This is a genomic window from Synechococcus sp. PROS-7-1 (assembly GCF_014279795.1).
GTDB lineage: Bacteria > Cyanobacteriota > Cyanobacteriia > PCC-6307 > Cyanobiaceae > Synechococcus_C.
Genome location: NZ_CP047945.1, coordinates 2,501,947 through 2,518,213, shown reverse-complemented (window position 1 = coordinate 2,518,213; position 16,267 = coordinate 2,501,947). Strand labels below are relative to the sequence as shown.

18 protein-coding genes are annotated in these 16,267 nt (G+C 59.6%); 10 read left to right on the top strand and 8 right to left on the bottom strand.

What is annotated here, in order from left to right:
• The first annotated feature begins 314 nt into the window (after positions 1-314).
• The 3 genes from SynPROS71_RS13570 (at position 315) to SynPROS71_RS13560 (ending at position 2,584) form a co-directional block, all read left to right on the top strand.
• Positions 315-1,082: a DNA mismatch repair protein MutS gene (locus SynPROS71_RS13570; RefSeq protein ID WP_255442224.1), complete on the top strand. Its 768-nt coding sequence runs from the start codon at positions 315-317 to the stop codon at positions 1,080-1,082.
• Positions 1,079-1,867 carry a uroporphyrinogen-III C-methyltransferase gene (gene cobA / locus SynPROS71_RS13565; protein WP_186595772.1) on the top strand — a complete coding sequence of 263 codons (789 nt, stop codon included), beginning with the start codon at positions 1,079-1,081 and terminating at the stop codon, positions 1,865-1,867. Before SynPROS71_RS13570 ends, cobA begins: the two co-directional genes overlap by 4 nt.
• 225 nt (positions 1,868-2,092) lie before the next feature.
• Positions 2,093-2,584, top strand: coding sequence for a redox protein (locus tag SynPROS71_RS13560; RefSeq protein WP_186472211.1), 492 nt, complete (start codon positions 2,093-2,095; stop codon positions 2,582-2,584).
• Here the strand turns inward: SynPROS71_RS13560 and SynPROS71_RS13555 are convergent.
• The 3 genes from SynPROS71_RS13555 to SynPROS71_RS13545 are packed head-to-tail and all read right to left on the bottom strand — an operon-like array spanning position 2,572 to position 5,905.
• Positions 2,572-3,471, bottom strand: coding sequence for a transglutaminase family protein (locus SynPROS71_RS13555; RefSeq protein WP_186595770.1), 900 nt, complete (start codon positions 3,469-3,471; stop codon positions 2,572-2,574). The two genes, SynPROS71_RS13560 and SynPROS71_RS13555, sit on opposite strands and share 13 nt — an antisense overlap.
• Positions 3,456-4,439, bottom strand: a complete 984-nt coding sequence (locus SynPROS71_RS13550; protein WP_186472209.1) for an alpha-E domain-containing protein — start codon at positions 4,437-4,439, stop codon at positions 3,456-3,458. Before SynPROS71_RS13550 ends, SynPROS71_RS13555 begins: the two co-directional genes overlap by 16 nt.
• A complete protein-coding gene (locus tag SynPROS71_RS13545) occupies positions 4,433-5,905 on the bottom strand; it encodes a circularly permuted type 2 ATP-grasp protein (RefSeq protein WP_186598102.1) in 1,473 nt (490 codons plus the stop codon). The genes SynPROS71_RS13550 and SynPROS71_RS13545 overlap by 7 nt, the downstream gene beginning before the upstream one ends.
• 200 nt (positions 5,906-6,105) lie before the next feature.
• Here SynPROS71_RS13545 and SynPROS71_RS13965 point away from each other — a divergent pair, with 200 nt between their 5' ends.
• The 7 genes from SynPROS71_RS13965 to SynPROS71_RS13515 all read left to right on the top strand — a co-directional run bounded on the left by SynPROS71_RS13965 (position 6,106) and on the right by SynPROS71_RS13515 (position 13,184).
• Positions 6,106-6,231 carry a hypothetical protein gene (locus tag SynPROS71_RS13965; protein WP_255442223.1) on the top strand — a complete coding sequence of 42 codons (126 nt, stop codon included), beginning with the start codon at positions 6,106-6,108 and terminating at the stop codon, positions 6,229-6,231.
• Complete coding sequence (locus SynPROS71_RS13540; RefSeq protein ID WP_186595768.1) at positions 6,221-7,651, top strand: sodium:solute symporter family protein; 1,431 nt, start codon at positions 6,221-6,223, stop codon at positions 7,649-7,651. Before SynPROS71_RS13965 ends, SynPROS71_RS13540 begins: the two co-directional genes overlap by 11 nt.
• A gap of 5 nt (positions 7,652-7,656) precedes the next feature.
• Positions 7,657-7,803 (top strand): hypothetical protein, encoded by a 147-nt coding sequence (locus SynPROS71_RS13535; protein ID WP_186472206.1) that lies wholly within the window; start codon positions 7,657-7,659, stop codon positions 7,801-7,803.
• A 175-nt stretch (positions 7,804-7,978) separates the two neighbouring features.
• Positions 7,979-9,094, top strand: coding sequence for an aspartate carbamoyltransferase (locus SynPROS71_RS13530; protein WP_186595766.1), 1,116 nt, complete (start codon positions 7,979-7,981; stop codon positions 9,092-9,094).
• Positions 9,095-9,103: 9 nt separating this feature from the next.
• On the top strand, positions 9,104-11,128 hold the full coding sequence (gene asnB, locus SynPROS71_RS13525; RefSeq protein ID WP_186595764.1) for an asparagine synthase (glutamine-hydrolyzing): 2,025 nt from the start codon (positions 9,104-9,106) through the stop codon (positions 11,126-11,128).
• Between the two features lie 104 nt (positions 11,129-11,232).
• Positions 11,233-12,513 carry a Zn-dependent hydrolase gene (locus SynPROS71_RS13520; RefSeq protein WP_370586880.1) on the top strand — a complete coding sequence of 427 codons (1,281 nt, stop codon included), beginning with the start codon at positions 11,233-11,235 and terminating at the stop codon, positions 12,511-12,513.
• Complete coding sequence (locus tag SynPROS71_RS13515) at positions 12,510-13,184, top strand: DUF1028 domain-containing protein (RefSeq protein WP_186595762.1); 675 nt, start codon at positions 12,510-12,512, stop codon at positions 13,182-13,184. Before SynPROS71_RS13520 ends, SynPROS71_RS13515 begins: the two co-directional genes overlap by 4 nt.
• A gap of 8 nt (positions 13,185-13,192) precedes the next feature.
• On the opposite strand, the gene SynPROS71_RS13815 is transcribed toward SynPROS71_RS13515, so the two are convergent.
• The 5 genes from SynPROS71_RS13815 to SynPROS71_RS13495 all read right to left on the bottom strand — a co-directional run bounded on the left by SynPROS71_RS13815 (position 13,193) and on the right by SynPROS71_RS13495 (position 16,254).
• Positions 13,193-13,414, bottom strand: coding sequence for a hypothetical protein (locus SynPROS71_RS13815; protein ID WP_222929533.1), 222 nt, complete (start codon positions 13,412-13,414; stop codon positions 13,193-13,195).
• A 299-nt stretch (positions 13,415-13,713) separates the two neighbouring features.
• Positions 13,714-13,899, bottom strand: coding sequence for a hypothetical protein (locus SynPROS71_RS13510; RefSeq protein WP_186595760.1), 186 nt, complete (start codon positions 13,897-13,899; stop codon positions 13,714-13,716).
• A complete protein-coding gene (ureC, locus tag SynPROS71_RS13505; protein WP_186595758.1) occupies positions 13,896-15,605 on the bottom strand; it encodes an urease subunit alpha in 1,710 nt (569 codons plus the stop codon). Before ureC ends, SynPROS71_RS13510 begins: the two co-directional genes overlap by 4 nt.
• A gap of 3 nt (positions 15,606-15,608) precedes the next feature.
• Positions 15,609-15,929 (bottom strand): urease subunit beta, encoded by a 321-nt coding sequence (locus SynPROS71_RS13500; RefSeq protein ID WP_186595756.1) that lies wholly within the window; start codon positions 15,927-15,929, stop codon positions 15,609-15,611.
• A gap of 22 nt (positions 15,930-15,951) precedes the next feature.
• The gene (locus SynPROS71_RS13495) at positions 15,952-16,254 is read right to left on the bottom strand and encodes an urease subunit gamma (protein WP_186472200.1); all 303 of its coding nucleotides are present in this window, start codon (positions 16,252-16,254) and stop codon (positions 15,952-15,954) included.
• Positions 16,255-16,267 lie beyond the last annotated feature (13 nt).

The following is a 16,267-nucleotide window of genomic DNA, read 5'->3' as shown; positions in this document are numbered from 1 at the left end:
AAACGGAAGCAACGCCATTGGTAGTGAACTGGTTCGTTTTGATGCTGTCGGTAGCAGTTCGAACAGTTTTGAAGTCCTGGTCGGCTCTGGATTGCAAGGCGAAAGTGTTGTTTCAGCTACAGCTTCGAAGCAGCTTCAGCCGTAAAAGGCACCCTTTCGCCTTTTCAGTATTGGCGTCCAACTTCGCCAAGCATCCGAACAGCCCCGTGCCTCAGCATTTGCCAGACCCGTTTCATGGCGACAAAGTCCCGGTCCAGTTCGCTCTGAAACCGGTCCCTGTTCAGGCGTTGTTGGCTCTCCGGGCGATAACGTTCATGAGCGCATCTCCGCTCGGAACGCGCCTCCATCGCGGCTCGGTCCATGGCGGAACGGTTGGAGGTACGACGGCGGGTCATGGAGCTGAACATGGTCAACATGCACCGATGAGAACAGCCGCTCCTGTCTCCCGGGCGTGGCCATTGCTACCAAACAGTGCTTTGCTGCCTCAGCGTGCAATCCGTCTGGTTGTGCACGGTCGTGCTGGAGGCGAAGTTCCAGAGGCCTTGCGACGGCTTTGCCAGTCTGTGCAGTCAGGTCGCCGGGCTCCTGTGGAGCTTGAAGTCCTCACCGGGGCCTCACCCCCGTCTCGATCTGATGGGCCTCTGTGGCTGGTGCCGATGCTGCTCTGGCCCGGCGCCCATGCCCGGGTTGATGTTCCGATGATCCGTCGTCGTCTCGTAGGGGAGGGCCAGTCCGTGACGCTGCTGCCATTTCTTGGAGCCTGGACCAGCTGGTGGAGCCTGGTGGCTCAGGCGCTGCAGTTGCATGCATCAACAACGGGCGTGTTGATTCATCACCCTCTCCGTCCAGGCTTGGCTGATCGCTTCTTGACCCAGCTCTCCATGCGAATGGGCCGCCCGCTTGTGCCCTTTGATCAATGGCCCGAGTACCAACGCCTCCACCCAGAAGCTCAGCCACTCACGTTGGCGTTGGCTCCAAACCGGATGACTGAGTCCCTCGGGGAGGCTGGAGAATGGCCCCCTTTGCTGGACCATCCCCTGATCCGTCAGGGCTTGATCGATTTGCTGGTTTCCTTGCCGTGACTACTGCTAACAGTTCTGGAATCGTTTATCTCGTTGGTGCTGGTCCGGGAGACCCCGAGCTGCTCACAGTGAAGGCGCATCGTCTGCTCCAATCCTGTGATGCGCTTGTGTACGACTCGCTCGTGCCGCGGGAGGTTCTGGATCTTGTGCCGGAGCACTGTGAACGTCACTTCGTGGGGAAGCGCAGGGGGCACCATTCCGTCCCGCAGCCGAGCACGAACGCCGTACTGGTGGAGCTGTCGGCACGTCACGCCTGTGTGGTCCGCCTCAAAGGTGGTGATCCTTTCCTCTTTGGTCGGGGTGGTGAGGAAGCAGCGCATCTCGTGAAACATGGCGTGCGGGTAGAAGTGGTGCCGGGGGTGACTGCTGGGATTGCAGCACCGGCCTATGCGGGAATTCCCGTCACCCATCGGCGCGCAGGGTCTTCGGTCACGTTCGTGACAGGCCACGAGGAGATTGATAAGCGCCGACCATCGGTGAACTGGCGTTCCCTGGCGACTGCGAGCGATGGCCTGGTGATTTACATGGGGCTTCACAATCTGCCGCGCATCGCTGATGAGCTGATGGCCGGAGGGCTCAGCCCCGAGACCCCCGTGGCCGTGATTCAACAGGGAACCGTGGCCGGGCAGCGTTGTCTGCAGGCCGTGCTCTCGACCATCGCTGAACGGGCGCGTCAGGAACAGTTCGCCTCCCCGTCCATCGTGGTGGTTGGCGATGTGGTGAAGGAGCAGATCAGCGCCTGTGCACCTGAGCCGGCGGCCGTCACCATGCCCATTCCCTTTTAATACGGATCCTGACCCAGGCTGTGGTGACGGGATAGAACTCCCGGCAACACAGTTGATGGACTGCGTTCACCAGATGTTCCTGCAGTCGATGCCACGTCGGTCGGGGGCTACGGCCCCCCAATGGGGCTATTTGGGTGGCTGAAGCGTCGCCGATGCCACCGTTTTCCTTGGCGGAGGCCAGTACAACACAGACGTAGTTGTTTGCCGTTAACGGACACATCAGGGATGTTCGAATTGCTGTCCTATGAGCGCTTCCGCGACACACCAGCGGTGCGTTTCTTTGACGTGACGGTGGAAACGTCCAACGCCCGTGATCTGGTGATTCACAGCGGGCCTGCGATCAGTCCGCCCGATGATCCAGACAGCGGTGCCTGGCAGTTCTATTTGCATCCTCATCAGGAAGACAATCTTTTAGCGGCCAGTGGTGGCCGCACTTTTTATCTGGTGAATCTGGCTTGGACGAAGCCGTTTCACATCGTGCGTCTGCAGAGCGGCGGCGACATCCTGCGCATTCCGCCCGGTACCTTCCATCGTTCGGTGTCGGACCCTGATGGGTCCGTGGTCCTCAACCAAGCGGTTCGGGAGAAAGGGGTGTCGTTGCTTCAGGAGTTCCGCGTGTACAACAGTGCACGCATTCCAGCTCTGATGGCAGTCACGTCGATCCAGGCTCCACCGCCACGTTTTCACGGGGTGGAACCCCTGGTTCAGGCAGCCTGAATCAGGGGTGTGATGGGTGCCGACAACGACTCGGACTCCACAACGGCTTCGATGGTCCAACTGAGTTCGCTTGCGGTGGCCATCGGGCCATGGAATGTGCCCTGAACGGCTGCGGTGAGATCGGGCTTCGATGAACTCGCCAGCACGATGTAGCGGGAGTTGATTTCTCCACCAGCGCTGGGATCGAATCCACGCCAGCCGGCACCGGGCAGATAGATCTCGGTCCAGGCGTGCAGGTCGTACCGCTCAGGGGCAGGCTCGGCCAGGTGGTAACCGCTGACAAACCGAGCTGGAAGGCCAACACTGCGGCAGCACTCCATCATCAACATCGCCAGATCGCGGCAGGACCCAACCCGCTCGCGCAGGGTGCGGCCCGCCGGCCAGGCCGGGCCCACATGCCGTTGGGTGTACTTCACCCGGTCCTGAATCATCTCCATCAGTTGCTGAAGAAAGGGCAGTGCCTGTTGGTTGCCTCCCATCAAGGCGTCCTGAGCCAGTTCCACCGCAGAAGGATCATGCTGTCCGTTGGGTAGCCAACCTTCCAGGGCACCCAACAGGTCGTGGTTCAACTGGCCTCTGGGATAGGGAAGCGGAGGCTCAAGGCCGTTGAAGCAATCGAGCAGGGGAGTGGCTTGCCGGGTTTCCACCAGGCTCCTGGCTTCGATCTGAAGTGAAGCGGTCGCCCCTTGGAAGCGCACACGCTCGATTGCATCACCACTGGCTGCCAACAGCTCATGGCTGTGAACAGGAACCGGTGAGATCTGCAGGGAATGCTGAATCAGTCGTTGATGGCCCTGGGCCCTGGGCCGCAGACAGAGGCGGTGTTCCCCCAGTTGAACCGGAGCCTCGTATTGATAGTTGAGACGGTGGATCAGCTGAGCGCGCATGACGGGTCTGTGGGGATGGAGCCGAAGTCGGTGGTCGTGAAGTAGCGACGGTGGATGAGTTCATGCAGCTTGTTGAGGTCGCTCTGAAGTTGATCCACGGCCTCATGCAGTCCCCGGTCAATCACTGCATCGATGCGGGTATAGCTCCACTGAGCCAACAACTGGCCGCGTAGGCACTCAAGATCATCCGGGGGGCCTGCATGGGGACCTGGCCGGATGCGCTCCAGTGTGGTGTTGATCTCCTGCAGACAGAAGCGGACCGAGCGGGGAAAAATTGGATCCAGCAGCAAGAATCGTGCCACCGATGCGGGTGTGATCGCCTGCTGAACGCTCTGTCTGTACATCTGATAAGCCCCAGCTGTGCGCAGCAGTGAGATCCACTGCAGTTCATCGAGAACCCCGCCCACCTCCGTTGGCGTTGGCAACAGCAGGAAGTACTTCACATCGAGAATGCGGGAGGTTTTGTCCGCCCGTTCGATCAGCCGCCCCAGCTGGCTAAACAGCCAGGCTTGATCACGGCTGAGGGTCACGTCCGTGATGCCATAGAAGAGCTGGCAACCGCGACGAATGCTGCGTAGCTGCTCCTGATCCGGTTCCTGCCAGAGCGCTTCACCGTCTTGAACATTCCAATAGAGGTCATTGAGCTGCTCCCACATTTCTGTGGTGATTACATCGCGGATTTGGCGAGCGTTTTCACGGGCCTTGGCGATGCAGCTCACGATGCTGTTGGGGTTGTCGCGGTCCAGCAGCAGAAAGCCAACAACATCGTTTGGACTTCCCAGTGGATAGGTTTCGTCGAAGCGTTGGCGGTCTCCATTGGCATCCACGAGGGGAAGCCAAGGCTCAGCGCTGCCCGGGGGGCAGTCCAGAGCCATGGCTTCGCTCACTTCCAGAAATCGGGAGATGTTTTCGGCCCGCTCGATATACCGGTTGATCCAGTACAGCGAATCGGCCACACGGCTCAGCACGGCACCGGCTCCGCACATTCGGCGGTGACTGTGTTGTCGCTGACCACCCAGGTGTCCTTGCAGCCGCCCCCCTGGGAGGAGTTGACCACCAAGGAACCGCGTTTCAGGGCTACACGAGTCAAGCCGCCGGGGCTGACCCAGTCGCTTTTACCCCGGAGCACGTAGGGGCGCAGATCCACATGGCAGGGGTACAGCTCCCCTTCGCTGAGGGATGGAACTGTGGAAAGCTGCAGGGTGGGCTGAGCGATGAAATTGCGCGGATGTGCCTTGATCTTCGCCGCGAAGCTCTCAATCTCCTCAGTGCTGGCATGGGGCCCGATCAACATTCCATAGCCGCCTGCTTCGGCAACAGACTTCACCACCAGTTCGTTGAGATGCTCGAGCACAAAACGGAGGTCGTCGTCCCTTGAACAGAGATAGGTGGGGACGTTGTCAATGATCGGTTCTTCGTTGAGGTAATAACGGATCATTGCCGGCACGTAGGCATAGATCAGCTTGTCGTCGGCGACCCCGCTCCCAGGGGCATTGGCGATGGCTACTCGACCGGAGCGCATGGCATCGATGAGCCCGGGGACACCGAGCATCGAATCACGCCGGAAGACGTTCGGATCGAGGAAATCGTCATCGATGCGCCGGTAGATCACATCCACAGGTTCCCTGCCGGCAGTGCTGCGCATCCAGACGCGTCCGTCCTCACAGATCAGATCGCGGCCTTCCACCAGGGCAATGCCCATTTGCTGGGCCAGATAGCTGTGCTCGAAATAGGCGCTGTTGAACACGCCGGGGGTCAGCAGCACCACCCGTGGAGCATCACTCCAAGGGGCCAGATCCTGCAGCGTGCGCAAAAGATGGGAGGGGTAATCGTCGATCGGCTGCACTGTCCGGCCCGCAAACAGGCTCGGGAACAAGCGCTTCATCACCCGGCGGTTCTCAAGGAAATAGGCCACGCCGGAGGGGCAGCGCAGGTTGTCCTCCAAGACTCTCCAGGTGCCGTCGCCATCGCGGATCAGATCCAGACCGGAGATGTGGCACCAGCGGTTCAGCGGCACGGCGATGTCCTGCATCTGGGGCCGCCAGCCCTGGGAGCTCTCCATGTCCTCGCGGGGAATCACACCATCATTGAGGATCCGTTGGGGTCCATAAACGTCCGCCAGAAACTGATCAATGGCCTCCAGGCGTTGCACCAATCCGCGCTCCAGAACGGACCATTCCTGACGGTGAATGAGTCTTGGCAGTGGATCAAAGGGAAGGATGCGTTCTCCGCCATGAAGCCCTGATCCGTTGAGTCGGAAGGTGGCTCCAAGGCGCCGCAACAGGTTGCTCGCTGATGCATGACTGCGATTCAGTTCCGCTAACCCCATGGCGCCGAGGGAGGACAGCAGTGGCTCTAGATCGGCACGGGGAGCGTACTGTTTACGGCAGAAATATTCGTCGTACCCCTGGGTTGGTCGGTACTCGGTGAACATCGCCTGAGTCATTAACAGATGCATCCAAAAACTCCAGCAGGTCCCTGCGGGTTGTGATTGCTACACATTTCGAGATTGGAGGCATCAAGCCACTGGCAGCCAGTGATTCAGGTAGCCCTGGCGACTTTGTTGTTAGTCGGTGAAAGCATGCGAACTCCGCGATTTGCTTGTCTGAGATCTGCTGAAGGGGAGGATTCGCTTTGGATGACAATCTCTGGGCTGGACTGATCTTTGCCCTCGGTGCTGTGGTGACTCTGGCCACGGTGGCGATGATCATTCAGGGTCATCTGCACTGGCGTGATCGGGGGTCGGCCGATGCCCGCTGAAGCCACACCATTTCTGGCGCCTGGCATCGCCTGGGCCCTGGTTGTGTTGTTTTCCGTGCTGTGGATCGCCCTGGGGATGACCTGGGGCCGCCGCGGTAATGGAGATGCCGACGACTACATGCTGGCGGGCCGCAACATCGGGTTGGCCTTGAGCACAGCCACCTTGATGGCGTCTTGGGTGACGGGCAACACCACACTGTTGGCCCCGGAATTCGGCTACAGAACCGGTCTTTGGGGCATGTTCAGTTATGCCCTGGCCGGTCTGGGGTTGATCCTGTTCGCGCCGCTGGCTTCACGCATCAAGCAGCTGATGCCGAATGGCCGCACCAGTGGTGATTTCATTCGGCTGCGATACGGACGTTTGGCCTGGTGGGTGTTCATGGTGATCACCGCCATTTACACGCTGGGTTTTCTGATGACCCAGGCCATGGGGGCCGGCCTGTTGCTTCAGGCGCTCTCCGGTTTTGATTATCACGTGGGCATGGTGGTGGTGATCGGTGTCGCAACGGTTTACACGCTGTTCGGCGGCATGCGGGCGGTGATTGGAACCGATTTCATCCAATCGCTCCTGATCATGGTGCTGCTGGCGGTGGTGGCGGTGCTGGCGTTTCGTCAGTTCCCGATGCCGGAGGTGCATGCCCTCTTAATCGCTGAGCATCCCGACCGTCTTGATCTCTTACTCCCCGCCGGTCTGTTGATCGCCTGGAATTCAGCCCTGTTCTCGATGGGTGAGGTCTTTCACAACAACATCTGGTGGTCACGCGTGTTCGCCAGCCGGCGCAGTGTGGTGATGACCTCTTTTGTTTTGGGGGGATTGGCCTGGATGAGTGTCCCGCTGGTGACGGGATCGATCGGTTTGGTGGCGTTGGCGCGCGAGCTGCCGCTAGAGCAGGTGAACATGGTGTTCCCGGTGATGGCAGCGGATCTCCTCGGCGCGGGTGGGGCTGCACTGGTGTTTGTGGTGGTCTTTGCCTCACTGACGTCCACCTTGGACTCCCTGTTGGCCTCCACCGCGGATCTGCTGGCTGAAGACGTTTATTTCCGTCTGCTGCGTCCCCAGGCGAGCGATGCTCAGCTCAAGCAGGCGGCACGGCAGATGGTGGTTGGCCTGGCTGTGGTCACCTTGGCCCTGTCTTGGCCGCGGCTGGACTCGCTGGCGACGGTGTTGTTCTTCACCGGTGCGTTGGTGGCTTCCACGGTCTGGCCTGTGGCTTGCGGTCTCTATTGGTCCTCCGCCAATCGTTGGGCTGCGATTGTCGCCATGCTGGCCGGCACTGCTGTGGGTCTGACGGCCTACGTTCTGATTGCTCCCTATTGCGCGGCGGTGTTCTCCGCAGCCGTTTCGGCCGTCGTGATGGCAGTGGGCAGTCGCTGGCAGCCAGAACAGTTTGATTTCAATCGTTTGCAAGAGGAGGGGTGAACGCCATGGCCAACGCGTTGCTGATCACGGTTCTGGTGGACCAACACTGGTTCTCTCTGGTCCTGGTGGGAAGTCAGGTGGCGCTCGTCTGTTCTGTGCTCGCGCTGTTATTGATTTGGTTGATTGAGTGGAGAGGCGGACGTGTCTGGTAAGTGTTCGTTTCGAACATATTTGAGGTGTTTTGTATTAACGCAAACTATTTTTTAACCCTTTTTCTAAAGAACGTCTTTCGAGCTAGACGTCCGCACTCAACTCTTGTTATCGAGAGAAGATGTGATTCACAGCACAAGCACGCGATTTTCTCGTCGGGTGTTGATGCACTTGCTTATGGCAGATCCCGGCACAGCAGTGATTGAGGAGGTATCGGCGCCTCTCCGCTTTCGGCCGATGGGTCCCGATGTGTTCGGTCATGACCAGCCTCAGGAGCTTCTGGCTGCCATCGCTGAAGATGGCGAGCCCTTGTTGGATCTGATCGACCAGCATGTTGTGTCGATGCAGGCCTTCCGACCCGAAACTCTGCTTCAGCTGTTTCGATTGGCCGCGAAATTTGAGAGCAACCCTGACCGTTACTGCCGTCACAACACGCCGCTCACCGGCAAGATCCTGATCAACGCGTTCTACGAGCCCAGCACGCGCACACGCCTCTCTTTCGATAGCGCCTGGCATCGCCTTGGCGGTGATTCGATCAACATCACCGACCGCAGCACCACCGGAATCGCCAAGGGGGAGTCGCTGGAGGATGTGGCGCACATGTTCAACAACTACGGCGACTGTGTGGTGCTGCGCGACAGCAATCCGGATGCTGTTTATGCCATGACTGCGACTCTCCGGATTCCGATCATCAATGCCGGCAATGGCATTGATGAGCATCCGACGCAGGCGATGGCGGATCTCTACACGATTTTCAAGTGGCGTCCCAGCCTGGCTTTATCAGAGGTGTCGCCCGAGGATCGGATCCGCATCGGGGTGATCGGTTTGCCGTCACGGATGCGCACTGTGCGTTCATTGCTGCGGATCCTCAGCAAATTTCCCCAGATCCTTGAGGAGGTGGTGGTGATTCATGCGGCCGGGGTTGAGTCAGAATCGCCCCTGTTTGATCCGGGTCAACTGGAAGAGCTGGAAGCGAGCGGTGTGACCATCCGCTGCAGTTCAGATCTGTCGGCTGAGATTCCCGAGCTGGATGTTGTTTATATCAACGCGATCGCCTGGGTTGGCGACAGCTATGAGGTGCATGGCGGTGGATTTTGTCTCACCCGGGATCTGCCGTTCAAGCCTGAGGCGATCGTCCTGCACCCCCTGGCCCGGGGCCCCGAGCTGAGCACCTGTTTGGATGACACGCCGCACAACTGGTATTTCAGCCAGGCGCGTGGGGCGGTGTTTCTGCGCATGGCACTGCTCACCTGCATGGTGAACCGTGCCGAGCGGGTGATGGATGTGATCTGAGGCGAACTGATGTGCGGAATCGGAGGTGTATTTCTGGCGGACCGTCGTCAGACATTGGATCGTCAGTTGTTGGTCAACATGGCGGCCATTCAGTCCCATCGCGGACCGGATGGTTTCGGTGTGGAATGCATCGACGCTGCCGGGGTCGGCTTCTGCCATGCCCGGTTGTCGATCATTGATCTGAACGAATCGCGGGCAAGGCAGCCGTTCCTCAGCGACGACCGTCAGGTGCTGATGGCGCACAACGGTGAGTTCTACGACTTTCAGCGCATTCGGGCTGACCTCACGGCACAGGGGGTGCGTTTCTGCACCAAGAGTGATTCTGAGATCCTGCTGCGTCTCTATCAACGCCAAGGTCTCGAGTCCACGTTGCCCTTGCTGAGGGGGGAATTCGCCTTCGCTTTGTTTGATGCGGTGGATGACTGTCTTTATCTCGTGAGGGATCGCTTCGGCATCAAGCCCCAGTACTGGACGATGACGCCGGAGGGATTGGTGTTCGGCTCCGAGTTGAAGGTGCTGTTTGCTCACCCGGCCGTGGAGCGACGCTTCACCTCGGAGGGTCTCTTTCATCAATTGATGCAGACCATGGTCCCGGGAACGACCGCCTTTGCCGGGGTGCACCAGGTTCAGCCCGGGCATGTGCTGAAGGTGCAACGCAGGGGTGACCGGCTTGAGGTGTCGGAGTCCACCTATTGGGATGTTGATTTTCCCCGTTTGGATCAGCGGGACAGCACCCTCACCGAGGCCGATCACATTGCCAATGTGCGGGCTGCTCTGCTGGAAGCGGTGGAGATGCGGATGGTGGCGGATGTGCCGGTTGGTTGTTATCTCTCCGGCGGCATCGACAGTTGTTCGATCCTCGGTCTGGCGTCGGCGGTGAGTCAGGGTCCCGTCAAGGCCTTCACGATCGGATTCGATGATGCGCGCTACGACGAAACACCCATTGCTGCCGAGATGGCAGAGGCCACGGGTGCCGAACAGGACGTGATGCGTCTGTCGGGTCGTGAGTTGTACGGCCACATGGAACAGACGCTCTGGCACACCGAGCGCACGATCTACAACACCTTGGCTGTGGCCAAATATCTGATGAGTCGCCACGTCAACAACGTCGATTACAAGGTCGTGATGACCGGGGAAGGGTCAGATGAGCTGTTCGGTGGCTACCCCGCCTTCCGGCGCGACATGTTCCTCCATGGTTTGGATGATCTGCCGCAAAGCGACCGCCAGGACTGGGAATCTCTGCTTCAAACCAACAATTCCCTAGTGCAGGGAGCGATGTTGGCGGCTGATCAGGTGGATGATCCCGACCTTGATGCCGTGGTGGGTTTCACCCCCAGTTGTCTGCAGCCCTGGCTGGCCTGCGCGCCGCTTGTGCCGGATCTGCTGGCTGAAGAGCACCGCCAGGCGTTAGCGGAGTATTCGCCGGGTAAGGCCATTGCTGAGCAGTTGAATCCGCAGCAACTCGAGGGCCGCCATGCCCTCGACAAGGCTCAGTACGTCTGGATCAAAACAATGTTGGAAGGCCAGATTCTCACCTGGGGAGGTGATCGCGTCGACATGGCCAATTCCATGGAGGCTCGGCCGGCTTTCCTTGATCACCACCTCGCGGCCGCTGCGGTGCAGGTGCCTCCGGAGCTACGGATCAAGGGCAAAACCGAGAAATACGTGCTTCGGGAGGCGATGGCTGGCTTGCTGCCGGAGGTGCTCTACAAGCGTGAGAAATTTGCCTTCATGGCGCCCCCGGCCCACACCGAGCCTGAGAAGTGGGCGCAGATGAAGCAATTGGCCGATGACTACCTGAGTGATGAAGCGATTGATGCGGCTGGGTTGTTGAGCAAAGAGGGGGTACGTGCCTTGTTTGCGCGCCACGACGACCCCGCCACCACCGACGCCGAGAGGGTTCAGATGGACGCTGTGATCAACCACCTCTTGGGTGTTCAGATGCTGCATCGGATGTTTGTGGCGGCCGATGTGCCAGCGCAGGCTCGCGAGCAGGCTGATCACCTCGGTTGGCGGGTATTGATGCCCGTTTGAATTCTTTGATGAGGGTTAAAACGTCGCATTGACGACAAGCTCAATTGGGTTCCAAAGCGAAAGTGGCGATTGGTTTGAACTGAAGGTCACGATCCTTGCCCGAGCTGTTGATCCATCGCTCACAAATCGCTCCAGCTGGAGCCGATCGGGAGCGGTTAGGTGTTCAGCCTCGGCGCGACAGATTGATCGATTCGCTCGAGTCCATGGCGGCCATTGGCCTTCAAGCCGATGGGAGCATTTGCCGCCGCGGCTTTAGTGCTGCCGACGTGCAAGGTCGGGACCAACTCGCGTGCTGGATGCAAGAGGCCGGAATGCAGGTGCGTGTGGATGCCGCTGGCAATTTGATTGGCCGGCTCGAGGGGCAAGACCCCTCGTTGCCGGTGCTGATGACGGGGTCGCACTTGGATACCGTCCCAACAGGTGGTCGTTTTGATGGTGTCCTTGGCGTCTTGGCGGGCCTGGAATGCGTCCGTGCCCTGAGCGATGCGGGGCAGCGTCTACGACACCCCCTCGAGGTCGTGGCTTTCGCTGATGAAGAGTCAACGATGGTCGGCTGTAAGGGCATGGCTGGCACGGCATCGATGGACCCATCGGCTTACGCCACCAGCAATGGGGATCCGATTGACATCAACCTGGAGCGAATCGGTGGTCACTGGCCATCCCTGCCCTCGGCGGCGCGATCTGATTTAGCTGTTGCAGCCTTTCTTGAACTGCATGTTGAGCAAGGTGCTGTACTCGAGCAGCGGCGCGATGCCATTGGCATTGTTGAGGGCATCGTCGGGCAGAGACGTTTCAGCATTCATGTGAAGGGTCAGGCCAACCATGCCGGCACAACGCCGATGGGACTCCGTCAGGACGCCCTCGCCGCTGCCTCCCGGATTGTGCTGGCGGTGGAAGAGATGGCGCGGTGTCATCCCGGTGATCCTGTGGCGACGGTGGGACGTCTGGAGGTTTGGCCCAATGCCGCCAACGTTGTTCCAGGCTCCGTGTCGATGACGGTGGACATTCGTGATCTGGATCCCGCTGTTCTGGACCAATTGGTGTCCTGCTTGCAGGACGCGCTTGAATCCATTGGCTTGCAAACCGGCTGTGCAATCCAGTTGGAGCCGCAGTTTCAGGTGGCGCCCACTCCCGCTGACGCGCTGGTGATGGCCACGATTGAATCAGTGGCTGAAGATTTGGGGTTGAGCCTGAGTCGGCTTCCGAGCCGTGCCAGCCATGACGCCCAAGAGATTGGGCGGCGTTGGCCCATGGGAATGATCTTTGTGCCCAGCCGCGAAGGTTTGAGCCATTCAGCAGCTGAATTCACCAGTGATAGTCAGTGTCTTGCAGGAACCGTCGTTCTTTTGCACACCCTTGAACGATTGGATCGTGTGCTCTCATGACGTTCTCGATCGTTGCCCGTGATCCCAGCAATGGTCGTTTCGGAGTTGCCGTTGCCACTTGTCATCTCGCAGTGGGCTCCACGGTTCCCCATATCCGCTCTGGAGTGGGCGCTGTTGCGACACAAGCCCACACCAATCCCTATCTAGGGATCTGCGGCCTGGAACGGCTCGAACAGAGTGCTGACGCGGATGTGGTGCTGGCCAGCCTGCTCGCTGAAGACCCACTCCGCGTACGCCGCCAGTTCCATCTGATCGATGCGCAAGGTCGTACCGCTTGCTGGACAGGGGACAGCTGTGAACCTTGGGCAGGTCATCGCCACCAAATGAACCTCTCCGTGGCTGGCAACTATCTCGTGGGTGAGGCGGTTCTCATTGCCATGGAACAGGCTTTTCTGGCGAGCGATCCATGTTGGAAGCTGGGCCGCCGCCTGATGACGGCCCTGATGGCAGGTGAAGCTGCTGGAGGGGACGGCCGCTCCCCATTTTCGACTTCAGCAGCACTGCAAATCAGTGGAGAAGCAGCATTCCCACTGTTGGATCTAAGGGTTGATTTTCGTGATTCAGCAGTTATCGAACTGATGAATGTGTATGAGCGGAGCCAGGAACTCTGGGCCCAGCAATGGCGGGATTCGTTTGCCGATTTGCCGCAACTAAATCGTCTGGTTGCTTAATCAGGCACTCAGCGTGAATGAATGGATGTGGTCCATTCCAGAGTGACTCCAGCAACTCTCGCATCGTGTGCAAGCTGATGCATGCATTCGGTTGCGAAGGCAGCTTGGCCAGCAATCAAGATGTCCCACTCTTTTTTTGGGAAATGGCACTGAAGCCAGAAAACGCCATGGATGCTGGCAGGCTGGAGTTGAACGAAGTTTGACTCCAGTGTTTGTGCGATCAGATCCATGTTGTGTGTGCAACATCTTTCCATTACGCCCTAGATTTAATCGCCAAGTTGTTTTATTTGTTACCGAGTTGCAAATCACTTGACGGGTGAGGTCAATCTTGCAATCAGTAAGATGAACTGTATTTCGTGGCTGTTTGCTGCTCCTGTGGACCAGCTTAGGGGCGATAGCGATCATTCAGTGGGGATCATAATTGTTATCCGAAGCAAACTTAGTTCAACGTCCCATGGTCTGGCTTGTACTGCGCCTCGCATGAAGAGAAAGGGACGCTTATGGCTAAAATTGCAAGATGTGTTTGCGCCTAAGCCTGTGTTCCCGGCCATTTGTATTGATGCAAATTCATAGCTTCAGTTGTTGATGGTTCCTTTTCAATTGGAATGAGTTTCAGCGACCGTTGTTGACAGTTGCCGGGCGATGTGAAAAAAGTGTTGGCCATTTCAGGCCCTTCGTGGTCAACGTGCTGGATGACCAGCAGGGTGGAGCTCAAAGCAGCAGGTAACGCTGGGCGAGGGGCAGCACCTCGGCGGGTTCGCAGGTGAGCAGTTCACCGTCGGCGAACACCTCATAGGTCTGCGGGTCCACGCTCACCTTGGGCAGCGCTGCATTCAGCTTGAGGGCGCTTTTGCCCACGCTGCGGGTGTCCTTCACCGCCATGCAGGTCCGCTCTAGCCCCAGTTGGCTCTGGATGTCGGCGTCCATGGCTGCTTCGCTTACAAAGGTGAGGCAGCTGGGGGCCAGGGCCTTACCGAACGCTCCGAACATTGGCCGGCCGTGGACGGGGCTGGGGGTGGGAATTGAGGCGTTGGCATCGCCCATCTGGGCCCAGACGATCGAACCGCCCTTCACCACCAGTTCCGGGCGAATGCCGAAGAAGCCTGGCTTCCACAGCACGAGATCGGCGAGCTTGCCGGTTTCGATCGAGCCCACCTCCGTGCTGATGCCGTGGGCCAACGCCGGGTTGATCGTCACCTTGGCGATGTAGCGCTTGAGGCGATGGTTGTCGTTGCGAGCGGAGTCTTCCGGCAATGCACCGCGTTGCACCTTCATTTTGTGGGCGGTCTGAAAGGTGCGGGTGATCACCTCGCCCACGCGGCCCATGGCCTGGGAGTCGCTGGCGATGATCGAGAAGGCGCCCAGGTCGTGCAGGATGTCTTCGGCGGCGATCGTTTCGCGTCGGATCCGTGATTCGGCGAAGGCCACGTCTTCCGGGATTTTGGGATCCAGGTGGTGGCACACCATCAGCATGTCGAGGTGTTCCTCGAGCGTGTTGCGGGTGTATGGCCGGGTGGGGTTGGTGCTGCTCGGCAGCACGTTGGCTTCGCCGCAGATCTTGATGATGTCCGGGGCGTGACCCCCACCGGCACCTTCGGTGTGGAAGGTGTGGATGGTGCGTCCCTTGATGGCGGCGATCGTGTCTTCCACGAAGCCGGCTTCGTTGAGGGTGTCGGTGTGGATGCACACCTGCACATCCATGCGGTCAGCCACCGACAGGCAGGCATCGATCGTGGCCGGCGTGGTGCCCCAGTCTTCATGCAGCTTTAGGCCGCAGGCTCCTGCGCGCACCTGTTCTTCCAGGGCTTCCGGGGTGCTGGCATTGCCCTTGCCAAAGAAGCCCAGATTCACCGGCAGGCCTTCAGCGGCCTGGAGCATCCGACCGATGTGGAAGGCGCCGGGGGTGCAGGTGGTGGCGTTGGTGCCGGTGGCTGGTCCGGTGCCGCCTCCCATCAGGGTGGTGACGCCACTGGCCAGGGCCGTTTCGATCTGCTGGGGGCAGATGAAGTGGATGTGGGTGTCGATGCCACCGGCCGTGAGGATGTGACCTTCCCCGGCGATGGCTTCGGTGCCTGGACCCACCACGATCGTCACCCCTTCCTGGGTGTCGGGGTTGCCGGCTTTGCCGATGCCCACGATCCGGCCGTCTTTCAGGCCCACATCGGCTTTGACGATGCCCCACCAGTCGAGGATCAGGGCATTGGTGATCACCGTGTCGACGGCGCCCTCGGCTCGAGGGGTCTGGGACTGGCCCATGCCATCGCGGATCACCTTGCCGCCGCCGAACTTCACCTCATCGCCGTAGACGGTGTAATCCTTTTCGACTTCGAGGATCAGCTCGGTGTCGGCCAGGCGAACCCGGTCGCCGGTGGTGGGTCCGTAGGTCTCGGCGTAGGCCTGGCGGGAGATGCGGTAGGGCATGGGTCAGGCGTCGAGGGGTCCGTTGATCTGGCCGTTGAAACCGATCACCCGACGATTGCCGGCGAAGGGAATCAGGTTCACGTCGCGGCTGTCACCGGGTTCGAAGCGGATGGCGGTGCCGGCGGGGATATCGAGCCGCTGACCGCGCGCGGCGGTGCGGTCGAACCGCAGGGCAGCGTTGGCTTCTGCAAAGTGGAAGTGGGACCCCACTTGCACGGGGCGGTCGCCGCTATTGGAGACGCTCACCGTGGTGACGGGGCGGCCAGCGTTAAGTTCGATGTCGCCGGGTTCGGGCAACAGTTCACCGGGAATCAGCGGGGCCATGGCAAGGATGCAGGGTGGTGGGTCAGCGAATTGGGTCGTGCAGGGTCACGAGCTTGGTGCCATCGGGAAACACCGCTTCGATCTGCACCTCGTGAACCAGTTCGGGAATGCCGTCCATGACTTGCTCGCGGCTCAGCCAGGTCGTGCCCTCCTGCATCAGCTCTGCAACGTTCTTTCCGTCGCGGGCACCCTCCAGCACAAGGAAGCTCAGCCAAGCCACCGCTTCGGGGTGGTTGAGCCTGAGGCCACGCTTGAGTCGCCGTTCGGCCAGTAATGCCGCGGTAACAATCAGGAGCTTGTCTTTTTCCTGGGGACTGAGATGCATGGACTGGCTCGGT